This window comes from Neisseria gonorrhoeae (assembly GCF_013030075.1).
GTDB lineage: Bacteria > Pseudomonadota > Gammaproteobacteria > Burkholderiales > Neisseriaceae > Neisseria > Neisseria gonorrhoeae.
On sequence record NZ_AP023069.1, the window covers coordinates 134,426 to 160,511 of the forward strand.

The following is a 26,086-nucleotide window of genomic DNA, read 5'->3' on the forward strand; positions in this document are numbered from 1 at the left end:
ACTTTCTTAACTTCAATTTTATGAATAGACCCAAGCAACCTTTCTTCCGCCCTGAAGTCGCCATTGCCCGCCAAACCAGCCTGACGGGTAAAGTGATTCTGACACGCCCGTTGTCATTTTCCCTGTGGACGACATTTGCATCGATATCTGCGTTACTGATTATCCTGTTTTTGATATTCGGTAACTATACGCGAAAGACAACAATGGAGGGACAAATTCTACCTGCATCGGGCGTAATCAGGGTGTATGCACCGGATACGGGGACAATTACAGCGAAATTCGTGGAAGATGGAGAAAAGGTTAAGGCTGGCGACAAGCTATTTGCGCTTTCGACCTCACGTTTCGGCGCAGGAGGTAGCGTGCAGCAGCAGTTGAAAACGGAGGCAGTTTTGAAGAAAACGTTGGCAGAACAGGAACTGGGTCGTCTGAAGCTGATACACGAGAATGAAACGCGCAGCCTTAAAGCAACTGTCGAACGTTTGGAAAACCAGAAACTCCATATTTCGCAACAGATAGACGGCCAGAAAAGGCGCATTAGACTTGCGGAAGAAATGTTGCGGAAATATCGTTTCCTATCCGCCAATGATGCAGTGTCAAAACAAGAAATGATGAATGTCGAGGCAGAGCTTTTAGAGCAGAAAGCCAAACTTGATGCCTACCGCCGAGAAGAAGCCGGGCTGCTTCAGGAAATCCGCACGCAGAATCTGACATTGGCCAGCCTCCCCAAACGGCATGAGACAGAACAAAGCCAGCTTGAACGCACCATTGCCGATATTTCTCAAGAAGTTTTGGATTTTGAAATGCGCTCTGAACAAATCATCCGTGCAGGACGGTCGGGTTATATAGCAATACCGAACGTCGAAGTCGGACGGCAGGTTGATCCTTCCAAACTGTTCTTGAGCATTGTTCCCGAACGTACCGAGTTATATGCCCATCTATATATCCCCAGCAGTGCAGCAGGCTTTATCAAGCCGAAAGACAAGGTTGTCCTGCGTTATCAGGCATATCCCTATCAAAAATTCGGGCTTGCTTCCGGCAGTGTCGTATCAGTGGCAAAAACGGCACTGGGCAGACAGGAATTGTCGGGATTGGGCATGGTATCCTCCGATTTGGCGAAGAGCAACGAACCTGTTTATCTCGTGAAAATAAAACCCGACAAACCAACCATCACTGCATACGGTGAGGAAAAACCGCTGCAAATCGGCATGACGTTGGAAGCAGACATCCTACACGAGAAACGGCGGCTGTACGAATGGGTATTGGAGCCGATTTATAGTATGTCGGGCAGGTTGTAAGGCTTGAGGCTGAAAGATAAAAAGTCGTCTGAAACCTCTTCAGACGACCTGTAAAACACTACATAAAAACATAAACACTGAAGCTGCCTGAAACTACCCCCTTTTACAGATACTCTGTCTGTAAAAGCAAGGATAGGGTATCTGCCCTTTCAATTTTTCGATTGACGATAAAAGGAGTTTTGAAATGAGAGAATTGACCATGAACGAAATGACCGCTGTTTTCGGCGGCACAGAAGGTACTTGGGGGCACAGGGGCAGAGTCTCCGGAGAATGGGTCGGAAGCAAGGTCGGCGGCGCTTTAGGGTCGTTTGCCGGAGCATTCACGGGAATGGCGGGCGGCGCATTGGTAACAGGCGGAAATCCTGCCGGAATTGCCATCGGCGGCGCAGGCGGCGGATGGGTAGGAGCTGAGGGCGGTTCTGCATTGGGTGGGCATATCGGCGGTTTTGCCGGTGCAAAATGGGGAAAAATGATCGACAGGCGCAACTGCCAATGCGGAGAAGACTGCCATTGCGACCCGTGCAACTGTTGATCGGGAGTTTGAAATGGATTTCGCACATTACCTGAAACACTGGAAAGCCGCTGTGCTGATTTATCTTGCCATCAGCATCCTGACCGACATCCTTTGCTATTTTTTAAACTTCGACGGTGTGTTTTACAAAGGCAGGTTTTTTTCGGTTACCGTCGCAGGACCTGTAGGGGCTTTGTCTTTTCTTGCGTATCTGCTGTATTTGAAACGCGAGGAAAACCGGTCGCATTGAAAGCCAATATGGGGCTGCAGGCCGTCTGAAACCTTTTCAGACGGCCTTTCCAAACCATTCCCGTCTTCCCATCTCTCTTTTCTGATTCAACAAGGAAATCTATGGATTATCTGCAAAACCTGTCTTTGGGCTTGACAAAAAAGCTGCCCGTTATACTGCAAACAGAAGTAGCGGAGTGTGGCTTGGCATGTCTAGCGGCTGTGGCCGGATTTTATGGTTTCTATACGGATTTGCGCGCACTGCGTTCAAAATACTGTCTGTCACTTAAGGGTGAGAATTTGGCAGATATTGTTCGTTTTGCTGATGATATGGGGCTGACGGGACGGGCGTTGAGGCTGGATTTAGACGAATTGGGCAGTTTGCGCCTGCCCTGTATTCTACATTGGGATTTGAATCATTTTGTGGTGCTGGAATCGGTATCTTCGGACGGGGCTGCCGTCATGGATCCGGCTTCGGGACGACGCAAAGTCAAGACGGAGGAAATATCGCGCAAGTTTACGGGAATTGCTTTGGAACTGTGGCCAAACACGCGTTTCGAGGCAGGGGAAGAAAAGCAGGAAATCCGCATCCTACCCATGTTGCGCGGGATTTCTGGGCTGGGGCGGACATTGTTTCAGCTTTTGGCTTTGGCAGCAGCAATGGAAGTGTTTGCTTTGGTGTCGCCGTTTTTTATGCAATGGGTCATCGACCATGTAGTGGTAACGGGCGATCGTAATCTGTTAGCGACGCTGGCTTTGGGCTTTACCTTGCTACTTCTGGTACAAAATACGGTGTCTGTCATGCAGGGCTGGTTGGGCATGCATTTTTCAACGACGTTAAATGTTCAGTGGAAATCAAACGTTTTCAAACGTTTGATAGATTTGCCTACAGATTATTTCGCTAAACGGCATTTGGGCGATGTGGTATCGCGCTTCGGGGCGGTGGATAGTATTCAGGGAACTCTGACTTCAACGTTTTTCGTGTTGGTTTTAAACAGCCTAACGGCTGTTTTTACTTTTGTGCTAATGATAGTGTACAGCCCGATACTGACAGGTTTGGTTGCAGCGACACTGGTAGTTTATATCGCAGTCCGTTGGGTAGCCTATTATCCGTTGCGACGGGCGACGGAGGAAAACATCATCCATGCTGCCAAACAAAGCAGCTATTTTATGGAAACGGTACGCGGTATCCGAGCAGTCAAGCAATTTGGTAAAGGTCCTCAACGATATTCTGCATGGATGGGGCTGCTGGTGGATACGGTTAATACGGGACTGACGGTGCAGAAACTGGGAATTTGGTTCGGCTTGGCAAACAAGCTGCTTTTCGGTTTGGCAAATATTTTGATTATTTACTTAGCTGCGGGCATGGTATTGGACGGCGTCTTTACCGTCGGCGTACTAATGGCTTTTTTGGCTTATAAGGGACAGTTTGAAGGACGTATTGGCTCGCTGGTCGATCAGTTTGTGCAAATTAAAATGCTGTCACTTCATGCGGAACGGTTAGCTGACACCGTATTGAATGAAACAGAATCGGAAGCTACGCCGGATGTAGGCATTCCTGATATTTCAGACGACATCGAAATCTCAGTGGAAAATGTTTCTTTCCGTTATGCCGATAACGAGCCATATGTTTTACAAAACGTCAGCTTCAAGATCGGACGTGGTGAATCGCTTGCGTTAATCGGACGATCGGGCTGCGGTAAATCGACATTTTTGGATATTTTAAGCGGCAATCTACCTCCCGAATCAGGCAAAGTCATGATAAATGGGCACGACATTTACAGCTTACCGCCACGTTTTATCCGCAATTTGAGTGCGATGGTCAGGCAGGACGATGTTTTATAGTGGATTAAATTTAAACCGGTACGGCGTTGCCTCGCCTTGCCGTACTATCTGTACTGTCTGCGGCTTCGCCGCCTTGTCCTGATTTAAATTTAATCCACTATATTTGCATTTGCTGGCTCAATTGCAGAGAATATCTGTTTTTTCGATACAGAACCGGATAGAGGAAAAATCGAACATTGCGCCTGCCTTGCTATGATTCGCGAAGAAATCTCCGCCATGCCTATGGGCTATGAAACCTTGATCGGCGATATGGGCAGCGCACTGTCAGGCGGACAAAAACAACGTATCGTATTGGCGCGGGCCTTATATTGCGAACCGAAAATCCTATTTTTAGATGAAGCGGCCAGTCATTTGGATATTGCCAATGAAAAAGCAGTCAATGCAAACTTGAATGGCTTGTCTATTATAAAAATTATGGCGGCACACAGAAAGGAAACGGTGGAATCAGCAGATAGGAAAATGTCTTTAGGATAAAAATACAGTTTCAAAAATACTCAAGACTGCTGCTGTTTTTTCGCCTGAGCGTCAAACTCCGCCAGCGTCATGTTCAAAGTCTGCAAACACGGCGTCATTACCGCATCGACAGCTTGGTTCACATGATCCCTTTCCACAGGCAACGGGCGGTACACGAAGAGCTTGAAGAGTTCGCTCAACTCAATCGAATCCGCCCCCGTTTTCAAAACCCAGCCCTGTCTGCCGGAATAGATATAGCCGTACCGCGCCAGCTTTTCCAAAAGCTCGCCCAATTCATCGTAACCCATATTGATATGCCGTCTGAACTCCTGAACGGACAGGGTTCGGCCTTCTTTTTGCGCCGCATCCAGAAGCAGCAGGATTTTCAACACGTCGTCAAACCGTCCGCGCGAGTCGAATCCCCTGCGGAAGGCCTCGCCCTGCCAATAAGACAGCGACGAAGTCAGCACCGCCCCGCCCAAGACCAGCGTCCACAGCAGGTTTAACCACAGCAGGAAAAACGGCACGGCGGCAAACGCGCCGTAAATCGAGCGGTAGCCGTCGAAATTGCCCATATACCAGGTGAACAGGAAACGTGCCGTCTCCAGGCAGAATGCCGTAATCAAAGCTCCGACAAACGCCTGCCGGGCGGGCACGAAGCGGTTGGGCACGAAGCGGTACAGCCCCCACAGCAAAAGCGTCATGAAAGCCAGCCTTGCCGCCGTCTTCAACGCGTCCGCCCATTGTTGCGCTCCGGAGGAGAGTACGGAGTCTTGAACCGACCCGACCATAAAGGAAATGCCCACACCCAAAGACAAAGGCCCGAAAGTCAGCAACGCCCAATAAACGAGGAACTGCATCATCCAGGGGCGTTGCGTGTTAACCCGCCAGATGCGGTTGAACGCATTGTCTATCGTCCGAATCAGCATCAGCGAGGTTACGACCAGCATCACGCTGCCGATGGCGGTCAGCCGGTTTGCCTGATCGCGGAATGCGTCGATATAGTCGAACACCATATCCGCGCCCTGCGGCACAATGGTTTGGTTGACGAAGGAGACGAACGAATCCGACCAGCGGTCGAACACGGGGAAAATCGAAGCGACCGCGACCATTACGGTCAGTACGGGGACGAGTGCCAGCAGTGTCGTAAACGTCATGCTCGCCGCTGCCTGCGGTACGCGCTCTTCACTGAAACGGCGGATGACGAACCATGCAAATGCACAGATTTTATTGTCCGCCAAACCTTGCCAACGTTGTAAAAAGGTCATAATCTCTTACCAGGTTTCATGTTTTCAAACTGTTTCAGACGGCATCTGGACAACCGTTATGCCGTCTGAACACCAAACTATTTTAACGGAATCCGCCCATGAACCCAAATCCCCTCAAAATCCTCGTCCTCTACTATTCCCAAAACGGCAGCACCCGCAATCCCGCACGCCGAATCACTCGCGGCATCGACAGCGTTGAAGGTTGCGAAGCCGTATTGCGCACCGTCCCCAAAGTGTCCGCCGTCTGCGAAGCCGTCAAATAAAGATATTCCCGACAGCGGCTCCCGTCCTGACCGCCGAAGAAAACAATATCGCCTTCGCACAAGGCAGACGCTTGGCGGAACTCGCCGTCAAGTCGGCATACGCCGCGTGTTCAGACGGCATGGCGTTCAGATGCCGTCTGAACGCGTTTGCCTGTATAATCCGCGTCTTTACTGTCCAACTTCGCGGTTCGCAAACCTCCCGCGTTACCAAAACTAGGATTCGATATGTCAAACCAAAAAGCCTTGGTCATCTTCTCGGGCGGTCAGGATTCGACCACCTGCCTGATTCAGGCAATCCAAACCTACGGGCGCGAAAACGTCCAAGCCATCACCTTCCGATACGGGCAACGCCATGCCGTCGAGCTGGAACGCGCAGAGTGGATCGCGCAGGATTTGGGTGTCAGTCAAACCGTACTCGATTTGAGCCTGATGCGGCAGATTACGCACAACGCCCTGATGGACGAAACCGCCGCCATCGAAACCGCCGACAACGGCGTTCCCAATACCTTTGTGGACGGGCGTAACGCGCTTTTCCTGCTTTACGCCGCCATTTTTGCCAAAGGGCAGGGTATCCGGCACATCATCGCGGGCGTGTGCGAAACCGATTTTTCGGGCTATCCCGACTGCCGCGGCGTGTTCGTCAAATCCATGAACGTTACCCTTAATCTGGCGATGGACTACGATTTTCAAATCCACACGCCGCTGATGTACCTGACCAAGGCGCAAACGTGGGCGTTGGCGGACGAAATGGGCGTGTTGGACTACATCCGCGAACAGACCCACACCTGCTACAAGGGTATCGTCGGCGGCTGCCGCGAATGCCCGAGCTGTATCTTGCGCGAACGCGGGCTGGCGGAATGTCTGGAAAGTAAAAAGGCCGTCTGAACGCGCGCAAAGCACAAGGAATACGATATGCCCAAGCTCCATATGTTTTACCTCGGCGGCAATGCCGGCCGGTCGAATATCGAAGTGCACGACATCCAATTTGCCGTGTGCGACGACTACCGCGAAGCCGTCCCCGCACTCAAAGCCGCGTGGTTCGGCGATACGGACAAAATCCACATCGACGGTTGGCAGGTTGTCGAATGGGCGGACGGTTACGACATCGCCGTATCCGAAACGCCCAAAACGAAAATGCCGCCTGAAAACGCTCCGCGCCTGTATTTTGCCAATGTCGGCGGCTATCGCGCGGGGCAGCTTGCCGAGGCGCACGCGTTCGGGCTGTTCGCCGCCGCCACGCCTGCCGAAGCCAAACAAAAAGCCCTGCAAACCCTGTTGACCGACTATGTTCGGCAGCATAAAGACAACTTGAAAGACGTGGACAACCTGCTTGCGCTCGAGCACATCGGCAATTTCCATATCCGCCTGACCCCGAATCCGCACGGCAAACCCGCCGAAATCGGCTTTCAAGGCTATTTGCCCATTTGAAGCAGCGGATATGTTTCCACGCAAAACGACACATCAAGCCACCCTCCGGGCGGAAAGCGGCGGGGTTTTCACTGAAAAGGAATCGGGATGAAAATTACCAAGATATTTACCTTCGACTCCTCGCATATGCTCGACGGGCATGACGGCAAATGCCAAAACCTGCACGGACATACCTACAAACTCGAAATCACCGTTTCAGACGGCACCATCAAAGGCGGAGCGAAAGACGGTATGGTGATGGACTTTACCGACTTGAAAGCCATTGTGAAACAACACATTACCGACCATTTCGACCACGCCTTCATCTACCACGGCGGCAACGGGCGCGAATCTCAAATCGCCGCGCTTTTGGAAGGCTGGAACATGAAAACCCTGCGCCTGCCCTGCCGCACAACTGCCGAAAATATGGCGGTCGAAATGTACTGCCGTCTGAAAAACGCGGGGCTGAACGTGTGCCGCGTCAAATTGTGGGAAACGCCGACATCGTGCGCGGAGTATGAAGGGGGGGAGGGAATATTTTGAACGTATCGATATAGTCAATTCAAATAAGGTATGGTGGATTAACTTTAAACCGGTACGGCGTTGCCTCGCCTCAGATCAAAGAGAACGATTTTCTAAGGTGCTGAAGCACCAAGTGAATCGGTTCCGTACTATCTGTACTGTCTGCGGCTTCGCCGCCTTGTCCTGATTTTTGTTAATCCACTATACCGTAAAGCGGTTTTTTCTCCTGCACGGATTCCCCGTTTTTTCAGACGGCATTTCATACCGGCACACCCATTGAAAGGAACACCCATGAAACTCCTCTCCACCATTCTCGTCCTCCTCGTCGCCGCCGAACATTTCTACATCGCCTGGCTTGAAATGACGCAGATTCCCGGCGAAAAAGCGGCGGAAATGTTCAAGCTGCCTTACGAATTTATGGAACAGAAACGCGTGCAGACCCTGTTTGGCAACCAAGGGCTGTACAACGGCTTTCTTGCCGTCGGGCTTTTGTGGGCGCAGTTTGCCGCTCCGGATAATGCCGTGTACGGCGCGACGGTACTGTTTCTCGGCTTCGTCCTGATTGCCGCCGCGTGGGGTGCGTTTTCGTCCGGCAACAAAGGCATACTCGTCAAACAAGGTTTGCCCGCATTTTTGGCGGCGGCGGTGTTGGCGGTATGAAAAAAATCAGCGTCGCCCCCGAAAATCCCCAGTACCGCATCGTCGAAATCTTTGAAAGCCTGCAAGGTGAGGGCCGAAACACGGGTATGCCTGCCGTTTTCGTCCGCTTGGGCAAATGCAATCTGGCGTGCGGCTGGTGTGATACCGATTATTTGACATTTGGTATGATGAGCCTGTCCGACATCTTAGGCTGTCTGAAAACTTATGCCGCCCGCAACATCATCATCACCGGCGGAGAGCCGACCATCCAGCCGCATCTCGATATGCTGCTGGACACGCTCAAGGCGGAAGGCTATTTCCTCTGTCTCGAAACCAACGGGCTCAAGCCCGCGCCGCCGCAAATCGACTATGTCGCCACCAGCCCCAAAGCCTGCTACGCCGCCAAGTATGAAACCAACTGCATCGCCGAAGCCGACGAAGTACGGATTGTTGCCGACGGCGATGTCCTTGCGTTTTGCGAAAATATGGAACGCAAAATCCGTGCGCGCCATTACTATCTTTCTCCCTGCGAACAAAACGGCGTGATGAACATCTACGACACCATCCGCCAAATCGGTATTTTAAACAGCCGCCCCGACGCGCCCGTGCATTGGCAGTTGAGCGTGCAGACGCACAAATGGGCGGGGATAGAGTAGTTTAAGCAGTGTAACCCAAAGGGCAGGCGTACCTTCTTGCCGATGTTTGACATACGGGGAAAGTGTGCCGCTTCCGCGTGAAACTGCCGACATTTCCGCCGCCCAATCAGGACGAAGCCTTAATGAATAAGATGCCGCGGTTGGGTACACGCCAGGCTTCCTAGATTCCGATGGTCTTTTGAACCTTGCCGATACCCTTTGTCAGTGCGCGCAAATGGCAGGATTGGGGAAAACGAAATGCCGTCTGAAACAGCATTCTGTTTCAGACGGCATTTTTTTGTTGCCGCCAAAAGGGAAAAACCGCCCCGGCAATCGATGTCGAGGCGGTCTGAATATGGTCGGAATGAGAGGATTCGAACCTCCGACCCCTTCGTCCCGAACGAAGTGCGCTACCGGGCTGCGCTACATTCCGAATTAATTAAGGTGTGATTATAGCGCAAAAAATACGGCGTGCCTATACCGTTTTGCCTTTTTGCCGCGTGTCGGGCGGATTTAAAGGGCTGTGTTTGAATACAGTATTGATAAGCATCCTTATCTCAAAGTAATTCAATAAGATAACTTTCTATTTGACCGAAAAAATCATTGCCTTTCCCTGACGAACGGTTGAAATCGGCAGATTGTTGAAACGCAGCCGGTTTAAAAGGCCTCTCCGACTTTTACGCCGCCCGCCGTGTCCTGCGGCGAGGCAAGGCCGGCAACAAAGGCTTGCGCCGCTTGGAAACCCGTTGTCTGTATAACGGCTTGTACCGCCTCATGACCGAGCGAGTTTTCCATGTATTGCCAACGTCCGGCCAAATCCTGGTTGTCGGGAATGGTGAAACCGTCGCGCAATTCATCGACCAAGTCGGGACGGTTGCAGACCAATATGATGTCGCAACCTGCCTCAAAGGAAATGCGGGCGCGTTCTTTGATGCCGCCTGCCCCGCACGCGCCCTCCATGGTCAAATCGTCAGAAAAAATCACGCCTTTGAATCCGATATCGCGGCGCAAAATTTGTTTGAGCCAGATTTCGGAAAACCCTGCGGGCTTTGTGTCCACTTGCGGATAAACGACGTGGGCGGGCATGACCGCCGCCATACCTTCGCGGCTCATAATGCGGAAGGGGGCGAGGTCGGCGGCTTCGAGTTCGTCGAGGCTGCGCCCGTCTTCGGGTAGCACCAAATGGCTGTCCCCTTCGACAAATCCGTGTCCGGGGAAATGTTTGCCGCATGATTTCATACCGCCTTTTGCCAAACCTTTTTGAAGGGCGAGGGCGAGGCGGGCGACCGCTTCGGGATTGCGGTGGAAGCTGCGGTTGCCGATGACGGCGCAGTTTCCCCAGTCCAAATCTAAGACGGGCGTGAAGGACAAATCGATGCCGCAGGCGGAAAGCTCGGTTGCCAAAACCCATCCGATGTGTTCGGCATGAGTTTCGGCAGTTTCCGCGCCTTCACTGTCCCAAATCTCGCCGAGCGTACTCATTGCGGGCAGGCGGGTAAAACCTTCGATGAAACGTTGCACCCTGCCGCCTTCGTGATCGACGGCGATAATGAGTTCGGGTGTGCGCAGGGCTTTGATTTCGGCGGTGAGTGTTTTGAGTTGTTCGATGTTTTGGAAGTTGCGGCGGAAGAGGATGATGCCGCCGATTGCGGGATCGAGCAGGCGTTGTTTTTCTTCTTCGGTCAGGCGGAAGGCGGCAATGTCTGCCATGACGGGGCCGCGCGGAATATGGGGGACGGTCATTGCGGTTTGCTCCAAAAAACTTCAGACGGCATATGCCGTCTGAACAGGGGGGAAGGTCAAACGTCGGCGCGTTTTTTATCTTTCAACAGAAAAATCAGCACCGCCAATACAATACCGGTCGTGCTAAAGCCCAACAGCGCGGATTTTGTCAGACCCAATGCGAGGTAGCCCGATGCGGCGGCGGCGGCAACCGTCAGGGCATAAGGCAGTTGCGAGGTAACGTGGTCGATGTGGTTGCAGCGCGCGCCGGTGGACGACAGGATGGTCGTGTCGGAGATGGGCGAACAGTGGTCGCCGCATACCGCCCCCGCCATTACTGCGGACATACACGGGATAATCAGCGCGGGTTCGACTTTGACCGCCATGGCGGCGGCAATCGGCAGCATAATGCCGAACGTCCCCCAGCTTGTGCCTGTGGCAAACGCCATCACGCTGGCGAGCAGGAAGAGGATGACGGGCAGGAAGCCGGGATGGATGTTGCCCGCAACCAGCGTGGAGAGGTAGTCGCCCGTGTGCATTTCGCCGACAACCGTACTGATGAGCCAGGCAAGGATTAAAATGGCGATTGCGCCGAACATGGATTTCGCACCCTGCCACACGGCTTTGGGATAATCGGCGGTTTTAATCGTGCCGAACGTGCAGAGGACGACGGCAAGCACGCCGCAAGTGCCGCCGAATACCAGCGAAGTGTTTACGTCGGTATTTTCAAATGCCCCCAAAATGCTGAAGGTTTCGCTTGCCTGCGCGCCGGTGTAGATCATGGCGGAAACCGTTGAGGCGATTAAGGCCAAAACGGGAATAATCAATGCGTAAACACGACCTTTGGTAGCGTCTGAAGCGGCGGTTTCGTCGTGGGCTTCGTTCAACGCAGCCTGTTCGAAACGCGCCATCGAGCCGATGTCGAAGGAGAACCATGCGACGACGAATACCATAATCAGGGCAAACAGCGCGTAATAGTTCATCAGGCTCATGGCGACAAACGTCCCCATCGGCGTGTATTCGGTAATTTTGTAGGTAACGAGCAATCCGGCAAGCGTGGCGATAATCGACGCGCCCCAGCTTGAAACGGGCATCAGCACGCACATGGGCGAGGCAGTGGAGTCGAGGATGTAGGCGAGTTTGGCGCGGGAAACTTTAAACTTGTCGGTAACGGGGCGGGCAATCGCACCGACGGCGAGGCTGTGGAAATAGTCGTCGATAAAGGTTACGAACACGAGGCAGGCGGTCAGCATTTTCGCGCCGCGCCGGTTTTTAATGTGCCGTTTTGCCCAGTCGGCAAACGCCTGATTGCTGCCGGAGTAGGTCAGCAGTGAAGTGAAAATGCCCAAAAGTATCAGGAAAACCAAGATTTTTGGTTTGCCCAGCGACCAATCGCCGTCTGCCCAAGCCAAGCCGACGACCATGTCTTTCAGGTGTGTCAGACCGTCGACGGGGTTGCCGCCGACCAAAAAGGCAACGCCGACCAAAATACCGATGCCTAAAGACAGCAGTACGCGGCGGGTAATGACGGCAAGTGCCAGTGCCAAAAAGGGTGGCACAACCGAGAAAAATGAATGTGAATAGTCAATCAGCTGCATGGTTTATGGGGGGTGTTAAGCGTCCGGATGGGTGGGTATCTGTCCGCCTCCGGTTTGGGTTTTGTTGGCAAAATGGGTGGAAATATTTTTTGTCGTAAAAAATATTTGTTTAAAATCAACCAACTGATTTTTGTAAAATGCCCGTTAATCGGTATTGACGGGCATTTTATCATTTAAAAATATTTTGGTTAAATTATGTGCGTTATTGCAGGTTTAATGCGATGAACAGCGTGTTGCCACGGCGCATGACCAGCAGGGGGACGTTTTTGCCTGCCTTGTCCATAGCTTTGCGGAAACCGGCTTCGTCATTGACGGGGACTTGCCCGACGGCGAGGATTTCGTCGCCGCGCCTTAAGCCTGCGCGTTCTGCCGCGTCGGAAACCCGTACGACGACGAGGTGTTTGCCGCTGCTGTCGGTATGTGTCTGAAGGGTAATGCCTGCGGATTCGACCGAGAACGTACCGGATTGCTGTTCGGTGTAGGGGGCTTCATCTGTTTTGGATGATGCGCCGGTATGCTCGGCGGCGTTGCCCAGCTTGGCTTTGATTGTGATTTCTTCGCCTTTGCGCCATACGCCGAGGCTGACTTCTTTTCCCGGCGTAATGGCGCCGACCATGACGGGAAGGTCGCCGGAAGAACGTATTTCTCCGCCGTCGAGGCTGAGGACGATGTCGCCCGCCTGCAGGCCGGCACGTTCTGCGGGGCTGCCGGGAAGGATTTTGGCAATCAATGCGCCGCTGGCTTTATCCAGACCGAACGACTGTGCCAAACCGTAGGATACTTCCTGAATAATCACGCCCAGTTGTCCGCGTTGGACTTTGCCGGTGTTTTTCAGCTGTTCGGCGACATTCATGGCAACGTCAATCGGGATGGCAAAGGAGATGCCCATGAATCCGCCGCTGCGGCTGTATATTTGCGAATTGATGCCGACGACCTGTCCTTTTAAGTTGAACAGCGGGCCGCCGGAATTGCCCGGATTGATGGCAACGTCGGTTTGGATGAAGGGTGTGTAGCTTTCGTTGGGCAGGCTTCTGCCTTTGGCGGACACGATGCCGGCGGTCACGCTGTTGTCAAAGCCGAAGGGCGCGCCGATGGCAGCGACCCATTCGCCCGGTTTCAAATTTTTGGGATTGCCGATTTTGACGACGGGTAGCTCTTCCGTTGCGTCGATTTTCAGAAGGGCGACATCGGATTGGACATCCGAACCGATGAGTTTGGCGGTATATTCGCGCTTGTCGTTGAGCAGGACTTTGATACTGCCCATACCGGCAACGACGTGGGTATTGGTCAGGATGTAGCCGTTTTTGCTGATGATGAAGCCCGAACCGAAGTTCAATCCGCCGTCATCTGCTTCTTCTTGGGGGATTTCGGGCATGTTCGGGACGAGGCGTTTGAAAAATTCGTAGAACGGGTCGCTGTCGGCAAGCGGGTCGGAATCGGTTTCGGCATTGCCGCTGCCGTTTTGGGTGCGCGGGGCGGGGGCTGCCTGAATATTGACGACTGCCGGGCCTTCGCTTTGAACCAGTTGGGCAAAGTCGGGCAGCAGCATACTGACACTGCCGTCGTCTTTGGTGTGTTCGATGCGTTCTACGAAGGATGCTTCTTTTTTGTCCGCACCGAAAAAGCTGCCTGCCTTTTCGCAGCCTGCCAGCAAGGCGGCACACAGTGCCGCCAAAGCGAAGTATTGGTATTTTTTGAACACGTTTTGTCCTTTGTCGGATGCCGGTACCGGCTTTAATGCCGTCTGAAGCGCATTTTGTCGGCTTCAGACGGCATAGGTTGAAATTCTACAACGTCCGTCCGAATTTTCAAGCGTTTCATTTTGAAGGGCGGCGGCGGTCAGGATTTGGCGGGATATTCGCACAAATCGTTGATGATGCAGGTTTGGCATTGCGGCTTTAAAGCCTTGCAGGTGTAGCGTCCGTGCAAAATCAGCCAGTGGTGCGCGTCCATCAGAAATTCTTTAGGAATGAAGCGCATCAGTTTGTCTTCGACTTCGCGTACATCTTTTCCGGGTGCGATTTTGGTTCGGTTGGACACGCGGAAAATATGCGTATCGACCGCCATAACGGGGTGTCCGAACGCTGTGTTCAATACCACGTTTGCCGTTTTGCGCCCCACGCCAGGCAACGATTCCAAAGCCTCGCGGTCTTCCGGCACTTCGCCGTTGTATTTTTCCAGCAGGATGCGGCAGGTTTGCATAATGTGTTTGGACTTGGTTTTATACAGCCCGATGGTTTTCGTGTATTCCATCACGCCGTCCAAGCCCAAATCCAGCATCGCCTGCGGCGTATCGGCAACCGGAAACAGCTTCGCCGTCGCCTTGTTTACGCCGACATCGGTCGCCTGCGCCGAAAGCAGAACGGCGATTAAAAGCTCGAAAGGGGAGTTGAAATTCAGCTCGGTGGTCGGATGGGGGTTGGCGGCGCGGAAACGCTCGAAGATTTCTTGGCGGATTTGTCTGTTCATTTTTTTTGTGCAGTCGGTTTGTGCGGTCGGCATTATAACGCACGGTTCAGGCGGCGTAATATTGCATTCCCCACAGAATGAAGGCGTAACGCGCCGTTTTGCCGATAACCAGCATCAGCCCGCTTGTCCACGGATTCAACCGCAGCCAGCCGGCGGTAAGCGGCAGTGCGTCGCCGACGACGGGCAGCCACGCAAACGCAAGCAGCCAAATACCGAAACGCCGTATCAGATTCAGTGTTTTTTCAGACGGCATTTTTCGGGAAGGCAGCAAACGTCCCATCCAATAGGAAACCATACTGCCCAATCCGTTGGCAAGGCCGGCGCACAGCAACGCGCCGTATGCGTGTTTGGGGAAGTTGCGGACGAACAGGGCGAAGGCGGCTTCGGACGTGCCGGGCAGGAGGGTGGCGGAAGTGAAGGCGGAAAAAGCGAGGGCGGCGTAGGTGTAGGAGGGTATCATTGCAAACAGTCCCAAACAGGTAAAAATCGGCGACGGATTATACGGTATTTTCACGCCCCCGCCGAAGGGCGGAGGACGGTGCAAAAATACGGCACAGCCGTATGCCCCTTTATTTGTCGGGCATACGACATTCTTTCCGCTCCGGTTTTGATGCCCCGATGCGGCATTTCCGAATTTTCCGGATACGGCGGAGGATTTTCATTTTATTGGGAACGGTTTTTGCAAGCCCGCCGGAATTTTTTAAAATCTATTAAAACCTATGCAAACAACTGTAAAATATTAATTTCTGCTGCTTGAATTTCAGATCGGCGCATTGCCTGCATCCGATAAAGTTTGCAAAATGTTCAAATATCAGTATGATTTGCATTGCCGTTAAGAAATGTCAATTTCTATTTTCTTGAAACGGGCAATATTCCGACACCACGAAAGGCAAATCATGTCTGCGCAATCACAAAACAACCATACGTCCCCATTGGTCGTCTTGACCACGCTGTTCTTCATGATGGGTTTTATTACCTGCATGAACGACATCCTTATCCCTCATTTGAAAGAAATTTTCGACCTCTCTTACGTTCAGGCGATGCTGATTCAATTTTGCTTTTTTACCGCCTATGCGGTAATGTCCATCCCGATGGGGGCTTTTGTCGGCAAAGTCGGCTACAAAAACGGCGTTATCGGCGGCTTTCTGCTGACGGCGGTCGGGTGCCTGCTGTTTTATCCTGCTGCGGGCAGCCATTCTTACGCGGTATTTTTGGGCGCGTTGTTTATTTTGGCTTCCGGCGTAACGCTGCTTCAGGTCGCCGGTAATCCTTATGTTACCCTGCTGGCGAAACCCGGCAAGGAATCGGCAACGCTGACGCTGGTTCAGGCGTTTAACGCTTTGGGTACGACCATTGCGCCTCAAATCGGCGCGTTCCTGATTTTGGCGGACGCAACCCAAACCGTCAGCAAGGCGGAACAGATTTCTTCCGTACAGATTCCCTATTTGGGACTGGCGGGGCTGCTGATTATCCTTGCCGTTTTCGTGAAAATGATCCGGCTGCCCGACGCGCGCAAAATTGCCGCCGAGGAAAGCGCGCACAACCACGACGGCAAAACCGGCGTATGGCAATACAAACATCTCGTGTTCGGTACGGCAGGCATTTTCTGCTACGTCGGTGCGGAGGTGTCTATCGGTTCGCTGATGGTCAATGTGTTGGGTTATCTGAAAGGGCTGGATCATGCTTCTGCCGCGCATTACCTGTCGTTTTATTGGGGCGGAGCGATGGTCGGACGTTTCCTCGGTTCGGCGGTAATGGCGAAATTCGCGCCCAACCGTTATTTGGCGTTTAACGCATCGGCTGCGGTCGTGCTGCTTGCCGTCGCGATGGCGACGGGCAGCGGCAATGCGGATGTGGCGATGTGGTCGCTGCTTGCCATCGGTTTTTTCAACTCGATTATGTTCCCGACGATTTTCTCTTTGGCAACCAAAGGGTTGGGCAAATTCACCAACGCGGCTTCCGGTGTGCTGTGTACCGCGATTGTCGGCGGTGCGGTCGTGCCGGTAATTCAAGGTTGGGCGGCGGATACTTACACCCTGATGTCTTCGTTTGTCGTTTCCGTTATCTGTTACCTGTATATCGTGTTTTTTGCGGTGTACGGATATAGGGCGGACAAATAATCTTTTTCTTGAGAAATGCCGTCTGAACATCTTTCAGACGGCATTTTTGCGTACCGGTGTTTGCGGCGTGTGTGCCGAGGTTTTAATACTTCAATCCATAAAAGTCTTATATGCCAACAAATAAAAAAATAAAAATTATATTTCAAAAAAATTAATTTAAATCGAGAAAATTGCCGTTTTGTTTCTGCCCGGCTTTTGTAAAACGCTAAAATGCCGTCTGAAAACGTCGGGCAGATTCGGCATGGTGTGTTAGAATCCGTTAACTTTATATCAAATCGGGCAAAGAATCATGTTTGCTTTCAAATCCTTACTCGATATGCCGCGCGGTGAGGCACTTGCCGTCGTCGTCGCTCTGATTGCCGCAATGGGCTATACCATCATTTCATTGGAGTGGCTGCCGCATATGTCCATTATTGCCGCCATCGTCGTGCTGATTTTGTACGGCTTGGCGCGCGGTTTGAAATACAACGATATGCAGGCAGGGATGATAGGCGCGTTGAATCAGGGTATGGGCGCGGTTTACCTGTTTTTCTTCATCGGGCTGATGGTCAGCGCGCTGATGATGAGCGGCGCGATTCCGACGCTGATGTATTACGGTTTCGGGCTGATTTCCCCGACTTATTTTTATTTTTCCGCCTTCGCGCTGTGTTCCGTCATCGGCGTGTCCATCGGCAGCAGCCTGACCGCCTGCGCCACTGTCGGCGTTGCCTTTATGGGGATGGCGGCGGCGTTTCAGGCCGATATGGCGATGACGGCGGGCGCGATTGTTTCCGGTGTGTTTTTCGGCGATAAAATGTCCCCGCTTTCCGACACCACGGGCATTTCCGCGTCCATCGTCGGTATCGACCTGTTTGAACACATCAAAAACATGATGTACACCACCATCCCCGCGTGGCTTATCAGCGCGGCACTGATGCTTTGGCTTCTTCCCAGCGTCGCCGCGCAGGATTTGAACAGCGTCGAATCCTTCCGCAGCCAGCTTGAAGCCACGGGATTGGTGCACGGCTATTCGCTGATTCCGTTTGCACTGTTGGTCGTTTTGGCATTGATGCGCGTCAATGCCGTGGTCGCCATGCTCTTTACCGTCATTGCCGCCGTTGCCGTAACGTATCTGCACAGCACGCCCGATCTGCGTCAGCTCGGCGCGTGGTTTTATGGCGGCTACAAACTCGAAGGCGAAGCGTTTAAAGACATTGCCAAACTGATTTCGCGCGGCGGCTTGGAGAGTATGTTCTTTACGCAGACCATCGTTATCCTCGGTATGAGTTTGGGCGGGCTGCTGTTTGCGCTCGGTGTGATTCCTTCCCTGCTGGAGGCCGTCCGTACCTTCTTGACGAATGCCGGACGCGCGACGTTCAGCGTTGCCATGACTTCGGTCGGGGTCAATTTCCTGATTGGAGAGCAATATTTGAGCATCCTGCTTTCGGGAGAAACGTTCAAACCCGTTTACGACAAACTCGGCCTGCATTCGCGCAACCTGTCGCGGACTCTGGAAGATGCGGGGACGGTGATTAACCCGCTCGTGCCGTGGAGCGTGTGCGGCGTATTTATCAGCCACGCCCTTGGCGTACCCGTTTGGGAATATCTGCCTTATGCCTTTTTCTGCTATTTGAGTTTGGCTTTAACCCTGTTATTCGGCTGGACGGGGCTGACTTTGAGCAAAAAATAAGCGGATAAGCGAAATGCCGTCTGAACCTGTTTTCCGGTTTCAGACGGCATTTTTATGTTTGGCGGATGGGGCGGATTGAAACAGAAAACGACCGTACCGTCATCCTAAACTGTGCAGAAACGGCGGTGCGGGCAGGCTCTGCTTACTTCACGCGGGTCGCCATCAGCGTGTGCAGGCGGCGGTTGTCGGCGCGGGCGACGGTGAACTGCAAACCGCCGATAAGGACTTTTTCGCCGCGCACGGGCAGGTGTCCCAATTCCTGAATGACCAAGCCGCCGATGGTGTCGGCTTCTTCGCTGCCGTATTCCGTACCGAAAAAGGCGTTGATGTCTTCGATTTCGGTAGCCGCGTGGATGCGCCAGCGTTCGGCGGAAACGGAGTGGATGTTGTCGGCGCTTTCGTCTTCGTCAAACTCGTCTTCGATGTCACCGACGATTTGCTCGATGATGTCTTCAAAGGTGACCAAACCCGACGTGCCGCCGTATTCGTCGATGACGATTGCCATATGGTTGCGCTGTTCGCGGAACTCTTTTAAAAGGGCGGTCAAAGATTTGCCTTCGGGCACGAAAACGGCAGGGCGCAAGACGGATTTCAGGTGGAACTGCTCGGGGTTGAACATATATTTGAGCAGGTCTTTGGCGTGCAAAATGCCCAAAACTTCGTCTTTGTCTTCGCCGATGACGGGGAAGCGCGAATGGGCGGTATCGATGACGTAGGCGGTGATGCGTTCGATGCTGTCGTTTTCTTTCAATACGTTCATGCGGCTGCGCGTAATCATCGCATCGCGCACTTCCAGCTCGGCAAAGTCCAATACTTTTTCCAGCCGGGTCAGTGTGTCGGCATCAAAAACTTCCTGTTCGTGCGCCTGCCGAAGCAGGTTTAATACGTCTTCGGCGGAATCGGGTTCGCGGGCGAGTCGGGCAATCAGGCGTTCAAAAAAATTTGTTTTCGGTTGTGCGCCGTCCATTTTAATGTCCGTCCTCTCGGTAGGGGTTGGGATAGCCTGCCGCCCGCATCAGGCGGATTTCTTCGGCTTCCATTATTTCGGCCTCATCGTCTTTGATGTGGTCGTATCCCATCAGGTGCAGCGTGCCGTGTATGGTTAAGTGGGCAAAATGCCGTTCAGGCGTTTTGCCCTGTTCGGCGGCTTCTTTTAAAACGACTTGCGGGCAGATAATCAAATCGCCGTACAGTCTTTCCGAAACTTGGCAGGGCAGGATTTCGCCTTCGTTGAGCGCGAAACTCAATACATTGGTGGCATAATCTTTGCCCCGGTAGTCGCGGTTGTAGGCGCGGGCTTCTTCTTCGTCCAAAAGAATCAAACCGATGTCGGCGCGGAGGTATTCGTTTTTCAAGGCAGACCACGCCCAGCGGTAAAAATCGCGTTCGGCGGGGATGCCGGCGGCGGAAGAGACGTTTTCAAAGTTCAAATGGAAACGTTGCCGCTGCAACGTTAAGAAAGGGTATTTTTTGGCGCGTTTCATTGTGGCGGGTTTCGTGTTTTGTGGGCGTAAATATAACATAGACCTGACGGTGCCGTCTGAAGAAACGTTCAAAATATGATAGACTCCACGCCGTTTCCATTCTTTGAACGCATTGAACATGAACCCGAAAAAACTTGTTATCGCCAGCCGCGAAAGCCTGCTTGCCATGTGGCAGGCGAAACATATCCAAGGCCGTCTGAAGGCGCTGTATCCCGATTGCGAAGTCGAAATTTTGGGCATGACCACGCGCGGCGACCGGATTTTGGACAGAACTTTGTCAAAAGTCGGCGGGAAAGGCTTGTTTGTCAAAGAGTTGGAACAATCCCTTCAAGACGGGCGCGCCGATTTGGCGGTGCATTCGATTAAGGACGTGCCGATGGATTTGCCCGAAGGCTTCGCCCTTGCCGCCATCAGCGAACGCGCCAATCCGTTTGACGCGTTTGTGTCCAACCGATACGCGCGTTTGGAAGAAATGCCCGAAGGCGCGGTTGTCGGCACATCCAGCCTGCGCCGTGAAGCCCAGTTGCGCGCGCGCTATCCGCATTTGCTTATCAAACCTTTGCGCGGCAATGTGCAAACCCGTTTGTCCAAACTCGACAACGGCGAATACGATGCAATTATCTTGGCTGCCGCCGGGTTGCAGCGTCTGGAATTGGATGAACGCATCCGCATGATTTTGTCGGAATCCGACAGCCTGCCTGCCGCCGGACAAGGCGCATTGGGTATTGAAATTGCCACGCATCGCGAAGATTTGTACGAAGTCTTGAAGCCGTTAAACCACGATACCACACACGCCTGCGTTACCGCCGAACGCGCTTTGGCGCGCGCTTTGGGCGGAAGCTGCCAAGTGCCGCTGGCCGCGTATTGCACTGAAGAAAACGGGCTGCTGATCTTGCGCGGATTGGTCGGGCACCCCGACGGATCGATTGTGTTGCAGGCGGACGCGCAAGCCCCTGCCGGATATGCCGATGCGCTTGGACGTGCGGTTGCCAAAAAACTGGCGGACGACGGTGCGCAGGAATTGATTGGAGCAGTATTGAATACGGAAAATTGATTTTATCGAAAATTTAAAGAAAATAATATAAGTTATTGTTTTTAATTAATTTATTTAATAAGTTCTACTTACCTTATTTCGTCATTCCCGCGCAGGCGGGAATCCAGTTTGCTCGGTTTCAGTTGTTTTTAATCAATTCTTGCAGCATTGGGTTTCCAGATTCCCGCCTGCGCGGGAATGACGGCGGAAAGGTTTTTGTGGCTTCGGATAATACTGTGGCGTTCAAATTTTGAATTTGAGAATGATGATATTCGTATTTTTTATTGTGGCTGTACTAGATTATCCCTAAATTCCACACCGATCCCGCAGGATTTTTAGCTGCCGGGACGGTGTGCCGAAGTTAAGTCGAAATTCGCATTCCCTCAACAACGGCGGGAAAGGTTTACGATCGATTCCGTTGTATTTTCGCAAGGCGCGTTTTGCCTGATTCCAAAAGTTCCCAATGCCGTTAATGTGGTTCCGACGGTCTGCAAATTCCTTGGAACGGTTGATGCGGCAACGGATAAAACCGCCCGCGTCCGACTTGCCGCGGCTGCCCGGGCTATCGGCATAAACAATACCGTCCGGCATGATTTTCTTTTTGACGGCAGGGGGCAACGTTTCAGGCTCGGCATTGTCCTCGGCAACGGTATAGGCCCGCCCGTTGCGTTTCGGGTTGATTTTATAGATGTTTTTAGCTTGTTTGAAATTGTTATAGTTTATTGTTTTTTAACAAAAAACAGATGCCGTCTGAACTGGTTAAGGTTCAGGCGGCATTTTCATATGGCTGCGCTTTTTACAGTATATTCAATTAAAAACAAAATAGTACAACACTCGACGTTGAAGGTTTAACCATGGCATACTCTGCGGACTTAAGAAACAAAGCTTTAAACCATAGCGGATTAACAAAAATCAGGACAAGGCGGCGGGCCGCAGGCAGTACGAATGGTACGGAACCGATCCGCCCGGCGCTCCATCACCTTAGGGAACCGTTCCCTTTGGGCCGGGGCGGGGCAACGCCGTACCGGTTTTTGTTAATCCGCTATATTACGGACAATGCAAAAACACCGGCCAAACCGCAGCAACGTTTAACTTGTCAAGAAACACGCTTTACCTGCGGATTCGCCTTAAAAAACAAACAGGCAGCCTAAAACATCAAGTTACCGGCCTAAATGCCGCCAAATCGGATAGGCAAAAACCGGCTCGATATGTCGGGCGGCATCCGGATGCCTGTCTGCATGAAATCGCCAAACATTTTGATTGTACGGCAGCCGCCGTTTGCCATGCGCCCAAACAGATGCGGATGGCGCGCAAAAAAAGACCGCCGCTTACAAAGAACAAGACCCGGCCAAAGTAACGCATTATTTGACACGGCCGGCCGGATTTTCCGACTGCCAACGCGTTTGTCCGGATGAAACAGGATTCGACCGCCGCCTGTTCCGCCCCTATGCCCGCAGCCTGAAAGGGCAAATGGCGAAAGCGCGGATAAGTGGGAAAAGATACCGGCGCTTATCTTTGGTGTCCGCACAAGTCGGCAACCGGCCGATTGCTCCGATGGTTTGTCAAAATACGGTGGCCGGGGTCTTTTTTGAAGCGCGGTTTCAGCAATGCCTACTGCCCGCATTGGCTCAAAAATCGGTGATTATTTCAGATAATGCGCGATTTCGCCGTATGGGTGCCTTACGGGGAACGGCGGAAAAATTGGGACATAAGGTATTGCCTCCCGCACCTTATTCGCCCGAGCCCAACCCGATTGAGAAAGTGTGGGCGAATATTAAGCGGTATCTGCGAACCGTTTTGTCTGATTACGCCCGATTTGACGATGCACTACTGTCCTATTTTGATTTTAATTGACTATATTTGTGTGAATGATGAAATAAAAATGCCGTCTGAACCCGATTGGATTCAGACGGCATTTTGTATGGCAGGATTTATTCGCTTTCCAACTGACCGACCCATTCTGACAAGGCAGTCAGGCGTTGTTCGGATTTCGCCACGAACGGGTTTTCGGTATCCCACGCGTAGCCTGCCAAAATCGAAGAAAGCATACGGCTGATTTCCGGGCTGCGGTCGGGCGCGTACACGACGTTTTGGAAGCGGAAATCATACCAGCCGTCCACATAGGTGCGGAACGCGTCTACGCCGATCATCAGGGGTTCGGCAAATTCGGTTTGCCAATCGGCGGCTTCGCCTTTGAGTTGTTTTGTCAGCAGATCGGCAGCAAGTTCGGCGGAGTGCAGCGCGATGGTTACGCCCGACGAGAACACGGGGTCGAGGAACTCGGCGGCATTGCCCAACAGCGCGAAATGCCTGCCGTGCAGTGATTTGACGTTGGCGGAATAGCCTTGGATGGAGCGGAACGGAAAATCGTTTTCCCAAACGGCTTTGTCCAAAATTTCGCTCAACATCGGGCATTCGTAAACAAATTTTTTCAACACCGTTTCCGATTCGCCGGCAAGTTTGTCGGGTGTGCCGACCACGCCGACGGAACAGCGGTTGTCGCCGAAGGGAATCAGCCAAATCCATACGTCGCGGTTGTTGCGGATGGGTGGTAATCAGGATTTTGTTGCGGTCGAATTTCGGGTGGGTAATGTTGTCGTCGATGTGCGTGAAATGCGTTTGGCGCGGCGGCAGGTGCGAGGGCGTTTCCAAGTTTAGCAGGCGCGGCAGCACGCGTCCGTAGCCGCTTGCGTCCAAGACGAATTTCGCGGTCAGTTCATAGCTCTCGCCGGTGTCGGTTTCGATGTTCAAGCGGGCAAAATCGCCGCTGTTGTCGAACGCGGTTACGCCGTGCCCGAAACGTACTTCAACGCCTTGTTTGGCGGCTTCTTCAATCAGGATTTTGTCGAACACGGCGCGGCGGACTTGGTAAACCGTGCCGGGGCCGTCTGAAAATTTATCGGTGAAATCAAACTCGGTATAGCGGCTGCCCCACGAAAACGCCGCACCGTTTTTCAACTGAAAGCCGGGCCCGGTGCGAACGGCATCGGCAAAACCGGCTTCTTCCAGCATTTCCATACAGTGCGGCAGCAGGCTTTCGCCGATGACGAAGCGCGGAAAGTGCTGTTTTCCAACACGCAGACTTGATAACCTTTTTTGCGGAGCAGGGCGGATGCGGCCGAACCTGCCGGACCTGCGCCGATTACGGCGACATCGAATTGGGTGGACATTGGGAAATCCTGATGGTTTGAGTGGAAAAGGAAATGATATTGTACAGGCAGGAAATGCCGTCTGAAACTGTTTGCGGAAGAAATTTATCCGGTGCGGGCGGTTGCTCCCAATGCGTCAGTCCGGTTTGAAAAATGCCGTCTGAAACGGGAAATGTTCAGACGGCATTTGATTTTCAGGGTTATTTTACGCCGTAACGCGGTTGGAGCAGGGCGCACGTCCGGTGTCCCCGGCGGCTTCGGCGGCTGCGCCCGGCAATTTTTCCGCAGGCCGCGCCCGCATCGTTTGCCGTGGTTTCCGGCCGGGTATTTTTTTCGCGCTGAGCCCTGGCGGATTCGTAGCGGTTGCGTTGTCTCGGTTCGCTTGTTTCGGTTTTTTCCGGTTTTGAGCCTTCCTGTTCCCACCATCGGGGCTCGAAGCCTTCGATGCGTTCGATGAGCAGCTTGTTGCCGGTCAGTTCTTTGATGGCCTCAAACATTTTCTGTTCGGATTCGTCCATCAGGGAAATCGCCACGCCGTCCGCACCGGCGCGCCCCGTGCGTCCGATGCGGTGGATGTAGTCTTCGGGCTGGGCGGGCATTTCGTAATTGATGACGAAGGGCAGTTCGGCGATGTCCAGCCCACGCGCGGCGATATCGGTGGCGACGAGGACGCGCAGGCTGCCGTCTTTGAAGGCGTTGAGTGTTTCGAGCCTGCTTTGTTGGGAACGGTCGCCGTGTATCGCCTGTGCGGACAGGTTGCGGCGCACCAGTTCGCGCGTTACGCGGTCGACGCTTTGTTTGGTTTTGCAAAAGACGATAACTTGGTTCATATGCAGATCGACAATCAGCCGTTCGAGCAGGTTGCGCTTTTGGAAGGTATCGACGGCGATGATGTGTTGTTCGACGTTGGCGTTGGTGGTGTTTTGGGCGGCAACCTCGACGGTTTCGGGCGCGTTCATGAAGTCTTGCGCCAGTTTGCGTATCGGGGCGGAGAAGGTGGCGGAAAAGAGCAGGGTTTGGCGTTGGCGGGGCAGCATCTGCATGATTTTGCGGATGTCGTCGATAAACCCCATATCCAACATGCGGTCTGCTTCGTCCAGAACGACGATTTCGGCTTTGTTTAAACTGATGTTTTTCTGTTTCACATGGTCGAGCAGCCGTCCGACGGTGGCGACGACTATTTCGCAGCCGGCACGCAGGTCGGCGGTTTGTTTGTCCATGTTGACACCGCCGAAGAGGACGGTATGCCGCAGCGGCAGGTTTTTAATGTAGCCCTGCACGTTTTGGTCGATTTGGTCGGCAAGTTCGCGCGTCGGGGTCAACACGAGCATACGCACGGGGTGCATTGCAGGCGAGGTGCTGGCGGTGGCGTAACGTTTGAGGCGTTCCAGACTGGGCAGCATAAAGGCAGCGGTTTTGCCTGTGCCGGTTTGCGCGGCGGCAAGCAGGTCGTGTCCGGCCAGTGCTTTGGGAATGGCCGCGGCTTGGATGGGCGTCGGGTTTTCGTAACCTTGCGCGGTCAGTGCGGAAACCAGTTCCGTACCCAAACCTAAAGAGGAAAATGGATTACTCATGATTGTAGTCTTTCTTTCAGACCTTATGCCGTCTGAAGCGGGAAACCGATAGGACGGGGAAATAAACTGCCCGCCTGTGAACGGCGGGGACGGGAATTTGTGTGCGGATTATGCCATAAAACGGTGCCCGCCCCAATCGCGGGCGCGTCCGCAGATTGGAAATCCTGCTTAAAAAATGTACAATGGCGCACTTTTTTGAAAC

Annotated in this window: 21 protein-coding genes, 1 tRNA gene and 6 pseudogenes; 15 read left to right on the forward strand and 13 right to left on the reverse strand. The window is 52.9% G+C overall.

Going from position 1 to position 26,086, the window contains the following annotated elements; genetic code table 11:
• Positions 1–20: 20 nt before the first annotated feature.
• From HT085_RS00625 to HT085_RS00640, 4 genes and pseudogenes are all read left to right on the forward strand, one after another.
• Entirely contained in the window at positions 21–1,295 is a 1,275-nt protein-coding gene (locus HT085_RS00625; protein WP_003690587.1) for an HlyD family secretion protein, read from the forward strand.
• Positions 1,296–1,479: 184 nt separating this feature from the next.
• Positions 1,480–1,827: a hypothetical protein gene (locus tag HT085_RS00630; RefSeq protein ID WP_003687399.1), complete on the forward strand. Its 348-nt coding sequence runs from the start codon at positions 1,480–1,482 to the stop codon at positions 1,825–1,827.
• A 13-nt stretch (positions 1,828–1,840) separates the two neighbouring features.
• A complete protein-coding gene (locus tag HT085_RS00635; RefSeq protein ID WP_003687400.1) occupies positions 1,841–2,056 on the forward strand; it encodes a hypothetical protein in 216 nt (71 codons plus the stop codon).
• 101 nt (positions 2,057–2,157) lie between these two features.
• Positions 2,158–3,876, forward strand: a pseudogene (locus HT085_RS00640) (peptidase domain-containing ABC transporter); the annotation flags it as partial.
• Here HT085_RS00640 and HT085_RS00645 read toward each other — a convergent pair.
• Positions 3,877–3,993, reverse strand: a pseudogene (locus HT085_RS00645) (IS5/IS1182 family transposase); the annotation flags it as partial.
• A 78-nt stretch (positions 3,994–4,071) separates the two neighbouring features.
• On the opposite strand from HT085_RS00645, the gene HT085_RS00650 reads away from it, so the two are divergent.
• Entirely contained in the window at positions 4,072–4,353 is a 282-nt protein-coding gene (locus HT085_RS00650) for an ATP-binding cassette domain-containing protein (RefSeq protein ID WP_003696701.1), read from the forward strand.
• Positions 4,354–4,373: 20 nt separating this feature from the next.
• Here the strand turns inward: HT085_RS00650 and HT085_RS00655 are convergent, their stop codons facing one another.
• The gene (locus HT085_RS00655; RefSeq protein WP_003690589.1) at positions 4,374–5,600 is read right to left on the reverse strand and encodes a YihY family inner membrane protein; all 1,227 of its coding nucleotides are present in this window, start codon (positions 5,598–5,600) and stop codon (positions 4,374–4,376) included.
• A gap of 98 nt (positions 5,601–5,698) precedes the next feature.
• On the opposite strand from HT085_RS00655, the pseudogene HT085_RS00660 reads away from it, so the two are divergent.
• From HT085_RS00660 to HT085_RS00685, 6 genes and pseudogenes are all read left to right on the forward strand, one after another.
• Positions 5,699–5,885 (forward strand): annotated as a pseudogene (locus HT085_RS00660) (NAD(P)H:quinone oxidoreductase); the annotation flags it as partial.
• Positions 5,886–6,088: 203 nt separating this feature from the next.
• Positions 6,089–6,748: a 7-cyano-7-deazaguanine synthase QueC gene (queC, locus tag HT085_RS00665; RefSeq protein WP_003690590.1), complete on the forward strand. Its 660-nt coding sequence runs from the start codon at positions 6,089–6,091 to the stop codon at positions 6,746–6,748.
• 27 nt (positions 6,749–6,775) lie between these two features.
• Positions 6,776–7,291 carry a DUF1543 domain-containing protein gene (locus HT085_RS00670; RefSeq protein ID WP_003687408.1) on the forward strand — a complete coding sequence of 172 codons (516 nt, stop codon included), beginning with the start codon at positions 6,776–6,778 and terminating at the stop codon, positions 7,289–7,291.
• An 87-nt stretch (positions 7,292–7,378) separates the two neighbouring features.
• Positions 7,379–7,813 (forward strand): 6-carboxytetrahydropterin synthase QueD, encoded by a 435-nt coding sequence (queD, locus tag HT085_RS00675; RefSeq protein ID WP_003690591.1) that lies wholly within the window; start codon positions 7,379–7,381, stop codon positions 7,811–7,813.
• A 270-nt stretch (positions 7,814–8,083) separates the two neighbouring features.
• Positions 8,084–8,452 carry a DUF1304 domain-containing protein gene (locus HT085_RS00680; protein WP_003690592.1) on the forward strand — a complete coding sequence of 123 codons (369 nt, stop codon included), beginning with the start codon at positions 8,084–8,086 and terminating at the stop codon, positions 8,450–8,452.
• A complete protein-coding gene (locus HT085_RS00685; protein WP_012503371.1) occupies positions 8,449–9,087 on the forward strand; it encodes a 7-carboxy-7-deazaguanine synthase QueE in 639 nt (212 codons plus the stop codon). The genes HT085_RS00680 and HT085_RS00685 overlap by 4 nt, the downstream gene beginning before the upstream one ends.
• A gap of 335 nt (positions 9,088–9,422) precedes the next feature.
• Here the strand turns inward: HT085_RS00685 and HT085_RS00690 are convergent.
• From HT085_RS00690 to HT085_RS00715, 6 genes are all read right to left on the reverse strand, one after another.
• A tRNA-Pro gene (locus tag HT085_RS00690) sits at positions 9,423–9,499 on the reverse strand.
• A 224-nt stretch (positions 9,500–9,723) separates the two neighbouring features.
• Positions 9,724–10,809 carry a beta-N-acetylhexosaminidase gene (nagZ, locus tag HT085_RS00695; protein WP_003690594.1) on the reverse strand — a complete coding sequence of 362 codons (1,086 nt, stop codon included), beginning with the start codon at positions 10,807–10,809 and terminating at the stop codon, positions 9,724–9,726.
• 56 nt (positions 10,810–10,865) lie between these two features.
• A complete protein-coding gene (locus tag HT085_RS00700; RefSeq protein ID WP_003690595.1) occupies positions 10,866–12,386 on the reverse strand; it encodes a Na+/H+ antiporter NhaC family protein in 1,521 nt (506 codons plus the stop codon).
• Between the two features lie 202 nt (positions 12,387–12,588).
• Positions 12,589–14,088: a DegQ family serine endoprotease gene (locus tag HT085_RS00705; protein ID WP_003687423.1), complete on the reverse strand. Its 1,500-nt coding sequence runs from the start codon at positions 14,086–14,088 to the stop codon at positions 12,589–12,591.
• 137 nt (positions 14,089–14,225) lie between these two features.
• Positions 14,226–14,855, reverse strand: a complete 630-nt coding sequence (nth, locus tag HT085_RS00710) for an endonuclease III (protein WP_003687424.1) — start codon at positions 14,853–14,855, stop codon at positions 14,226–14,228.
• 46 nt (positions 14,856–14,901) lie between these two features.
• The gene (locus tag HT085_RS00715) at positions 14,902–15,315 is read right to left on the reverse strand and encodes a YqaA family protein (RefSeq protein ID WP_003687428.1); all 414 of its coding nucleotides are present in this window, start codon (positions 15,313–15,315) and stop codon (positions 14,902–14,904) included.
• Positions 15,316–15,751: 436 nt separating this feature from the next.
• Between HT085_RS00715 and HT085_RS00720 the strand changes: the two genes are divergently transcribed.
• Both HT085_RS00720 and nhaC read left to right on the forward strand, forming a co-directional pair.
• Positions 15,752–16,975, forward strand: a complete 1,224-nt coding sequence (locus HT085_RS00720; RefSeq protein ID WP_010356724.1) for a sugar MFS transporter — start codon at positions 15,752–15,754, stop codon at positions 16,973–16,975.
• A gap of 289 nt (positions 16,976–17,264) precedes the next feature.
• Positions 17,265–18,644, forward strand: coding sequence for a Na+/H+ antiporter NhaC (gene nhaC, locus HT085_RS00725; protein ID WP_003687433.1), 1,380 nt, complete (start codon positions 17,265–17,267; stop codon positions 18,642–18,644).
• Positions 18,645–18,786: 142 nt separating this feature from the next.
• Here nhaC and HT085_RS00730 read toward each other — a convergent pair whose 3' ends face one another.
• Positions 18,787–19,611, reverse strand: a complete 825-nt coding sequence (locus HT085_RS00730) for a CorC family transporter (RefSeq protein WP_003687434.1) — start codon at positions 19,609–19,611, stop codon at positions 18,787–18,789.
• A 1-nt stretch (position 19,612) separates the two neighbouring features.
• Complete coding sequence (ybeY, locus tag HT085_RS00735; RefSeq protein WP_025455764.1) at positions 19,613–20,128, reverse strand: rRNA maturation RNase YbeY; 516 nt, start codon at positions 20,126–20,128, stop codon at positions 19,613–19,615.
• Between the two features lie 118 nt (positions 20,129–20,246).
• Here ybeY and hemC point away from each other — a divergent pair, with 118 nt between their 5' ends.
• Positions 20,247–21,182, forward strand: coding sequence for a hydroxymethylbilane synthase (gene hemC, locus HT085_RS00740; protein ID WP_003696714.1), 936 nt, complete (start codon positions 20,247–20,249; stop codon positions 21,180–21,182).
• A gap of 285 nt (positions 21,183–21,467) precedes the next feature.
• On the opposite strand, the pseudogene HT085_RS00745 reads toward hemC, so the two are convergent.
• Positions 21,468–21,833, reverse strand: a pseudogene (locus HT085_RS00745) (transposase); the annotation flags it as partial.
• 373 nt (positions 21,834–22,206) lie between these two features.
• Here HT085_RS00745 and HT085_RS11530 point away from each other — a divergent pair.
• Positions 22,207–23,015 (forward strand): annotated as a pseudogene (locus HT085_RS11530) (transposase); the annotation flags it as partial.
• 77 nt (positions 23,016–23,092) lie between these two features.
• Here HT085_RS11530 and HT085_RS11995 read toward each other — a convergent pair.
• Positions 23,093–24,331: pseudogene (locus tag HT085_RS11995) on the reverse strand (NAD(P)/FAD-dependent oxidoreductase).
• A gap of 179 nt (positions 24,332–24,510) precedes the next feature.
• The gene (locus HT085_RS00770; RefSeq protein WP_003687439.1) at positions 24,511–25,884 is read right to left on the reverse strand and encodes a DEAD/DEAH box helicase; all 1,374 of its coding nucleotides are present in this window, start codon (positions 25,882–25,884) and stop codon (positions 24,511–24,513) included.
• Positions 25,885–26,086: the final 202 nt, after the last annotated feature.

Excerpts from the sequence above, each read along its gene's own strand:
- HT085_RS00625 (WP_003690587.1), top strand. The coding sequence starts at position 21 with ATGAATAGACCCAAGCAACCTTTCTTCCGCCCTGAAGTCGCCATTGCC.
- HT085_RS00630 (WP_003687399.1), top strand. The coding sequence starts at position 1,480 with ATGAGAGAATTGACCATGAACGAAATGACCGCTGTTTTCGGCGGCACA.
- HT085_RS00635 (WP_003687400.1), top strand. The coding sequence starts at position 1,841 with ATGGATTTCGCACATTACCTGAAACACTGGAAAGCCGCTGTGCTGATT.
- HT085_RS00650 (WP_003696701.1), top strand. The coding sequence starts at position 4,072 with ATGATTCGCGAAGAAATCTCCGCCATGCCTATGGGCTATGAAACCTTG.
- HT085_RS00655 (WP_003690589.1), bottom strand. The coding sequence starts at position 5,600 with ATGACCTTTTTACAACGTTGGCAAGGTTTGGCGGACAATAAAATCTGT.
- queC (WP_003690590.1), top strand. The coding sequence starts at position 6,089 with ATGTCAAACCAAAAAGCCTTGGTCATCTTCTCGGGCGGTCAGGATTCG.
- HT085_RS00670 (WP_003687408.1), top strand. The coding sequence starts at position 6,776 with ATGCCCAAGCTCCATATGTTTTACCTCGGCGGCAATGCCGGCCGGTCG.
- queD (WP_003690591.1), top strand. The coding sequence starts at position 7,379 with ATGAAAATTACCAAGATATTTACCTTCGACTCCTCGCATATGCTCGAC.
- HT085_RS00680 (WP_003690592.1), top strand. The coding sequence starts at position 8,084 with ATGAAACTCCTCTCCACCATTCTCGTCCTCCTCGTCGCCGCCGAACAT.
- HT085_RS00685 (WP_012503371.1), top strand. The coding sequence starts at position 8,449 with ATGAAAAAAATCAGCGTCGCCCCCGAAAATCCCCAGTACCGCATCGTC.
- nagZ (WP_003690594.1), bottom strand. The coding sequence starts at position 10,809 with ATGACCGTCCCCCATATTCCGCGCGGCCCCGTCATGGCAGACATTGCC.
- HT085_RS00700 (WP_003690595.1), bottom strand. The coding sequence starts at position 12,386 with ATGCAGCTGATTGACTATTCACATTCATTTTTCTCGGTTGTGCCACCC.
- nth (WP_003687424.1), bottom strand. The coding sequence starts at position 14,855 with ATGAACAGACAAATCCGCCAAGAAATCTTCGAGCGTTTCCGCGCCGCC.
- HT085_RS00715 (WP_003687428.1), bottom strand. The coding sequence starts at position 15,315 with ATGATACCCTCCTACACCTACGCCGCCCTCGCTTTTTCCGCCTTCACT.
- HT085_RS00720 (WP_010356724.1), top strand. The coding sequence starts at position 15,752 with ATGTCTGCGCAATCACAAAACAACCATACGTCCCCATTGGTCGTCTTG.
- nhaC (WP_003687433.1), top strand. The coding sequence starts at position 17,265 with ATGTTTGCTTTCAAATCCTTACTCGATATGCCGCGCGGTGAGGCACTT.
- HT085_RS00730 (WP_003687434.1), bottom strand. The coding sequence starts at position 19,611 with ATGGACGGCGCACAACCGAAAACAAATTTTTTTGAACGCCTGATTGCC.
- ybeY (WP_025455764.1), bottom strand. The coding sequence starts at position 20,128 with ATGAAACGCGCCAAAAAATACCCTTTCTTAACGTTGCAGCGGCAACGT.
- hemC (WP_003696714.1), top strand. The coding sequence starts at position 20,247 with ATGAACCCGAAAAAACTTGTTATCGCCAGCCGCGAAAGCCTGCTTGCC.
- HT085_RS00770 (WP_003687439.1), bottom strand. The coding sequence starts at position 25,884 with ATGAGTAATCCATTTTCCTCTTTAGGTTTGGGTACGGAACTGGTTTCC.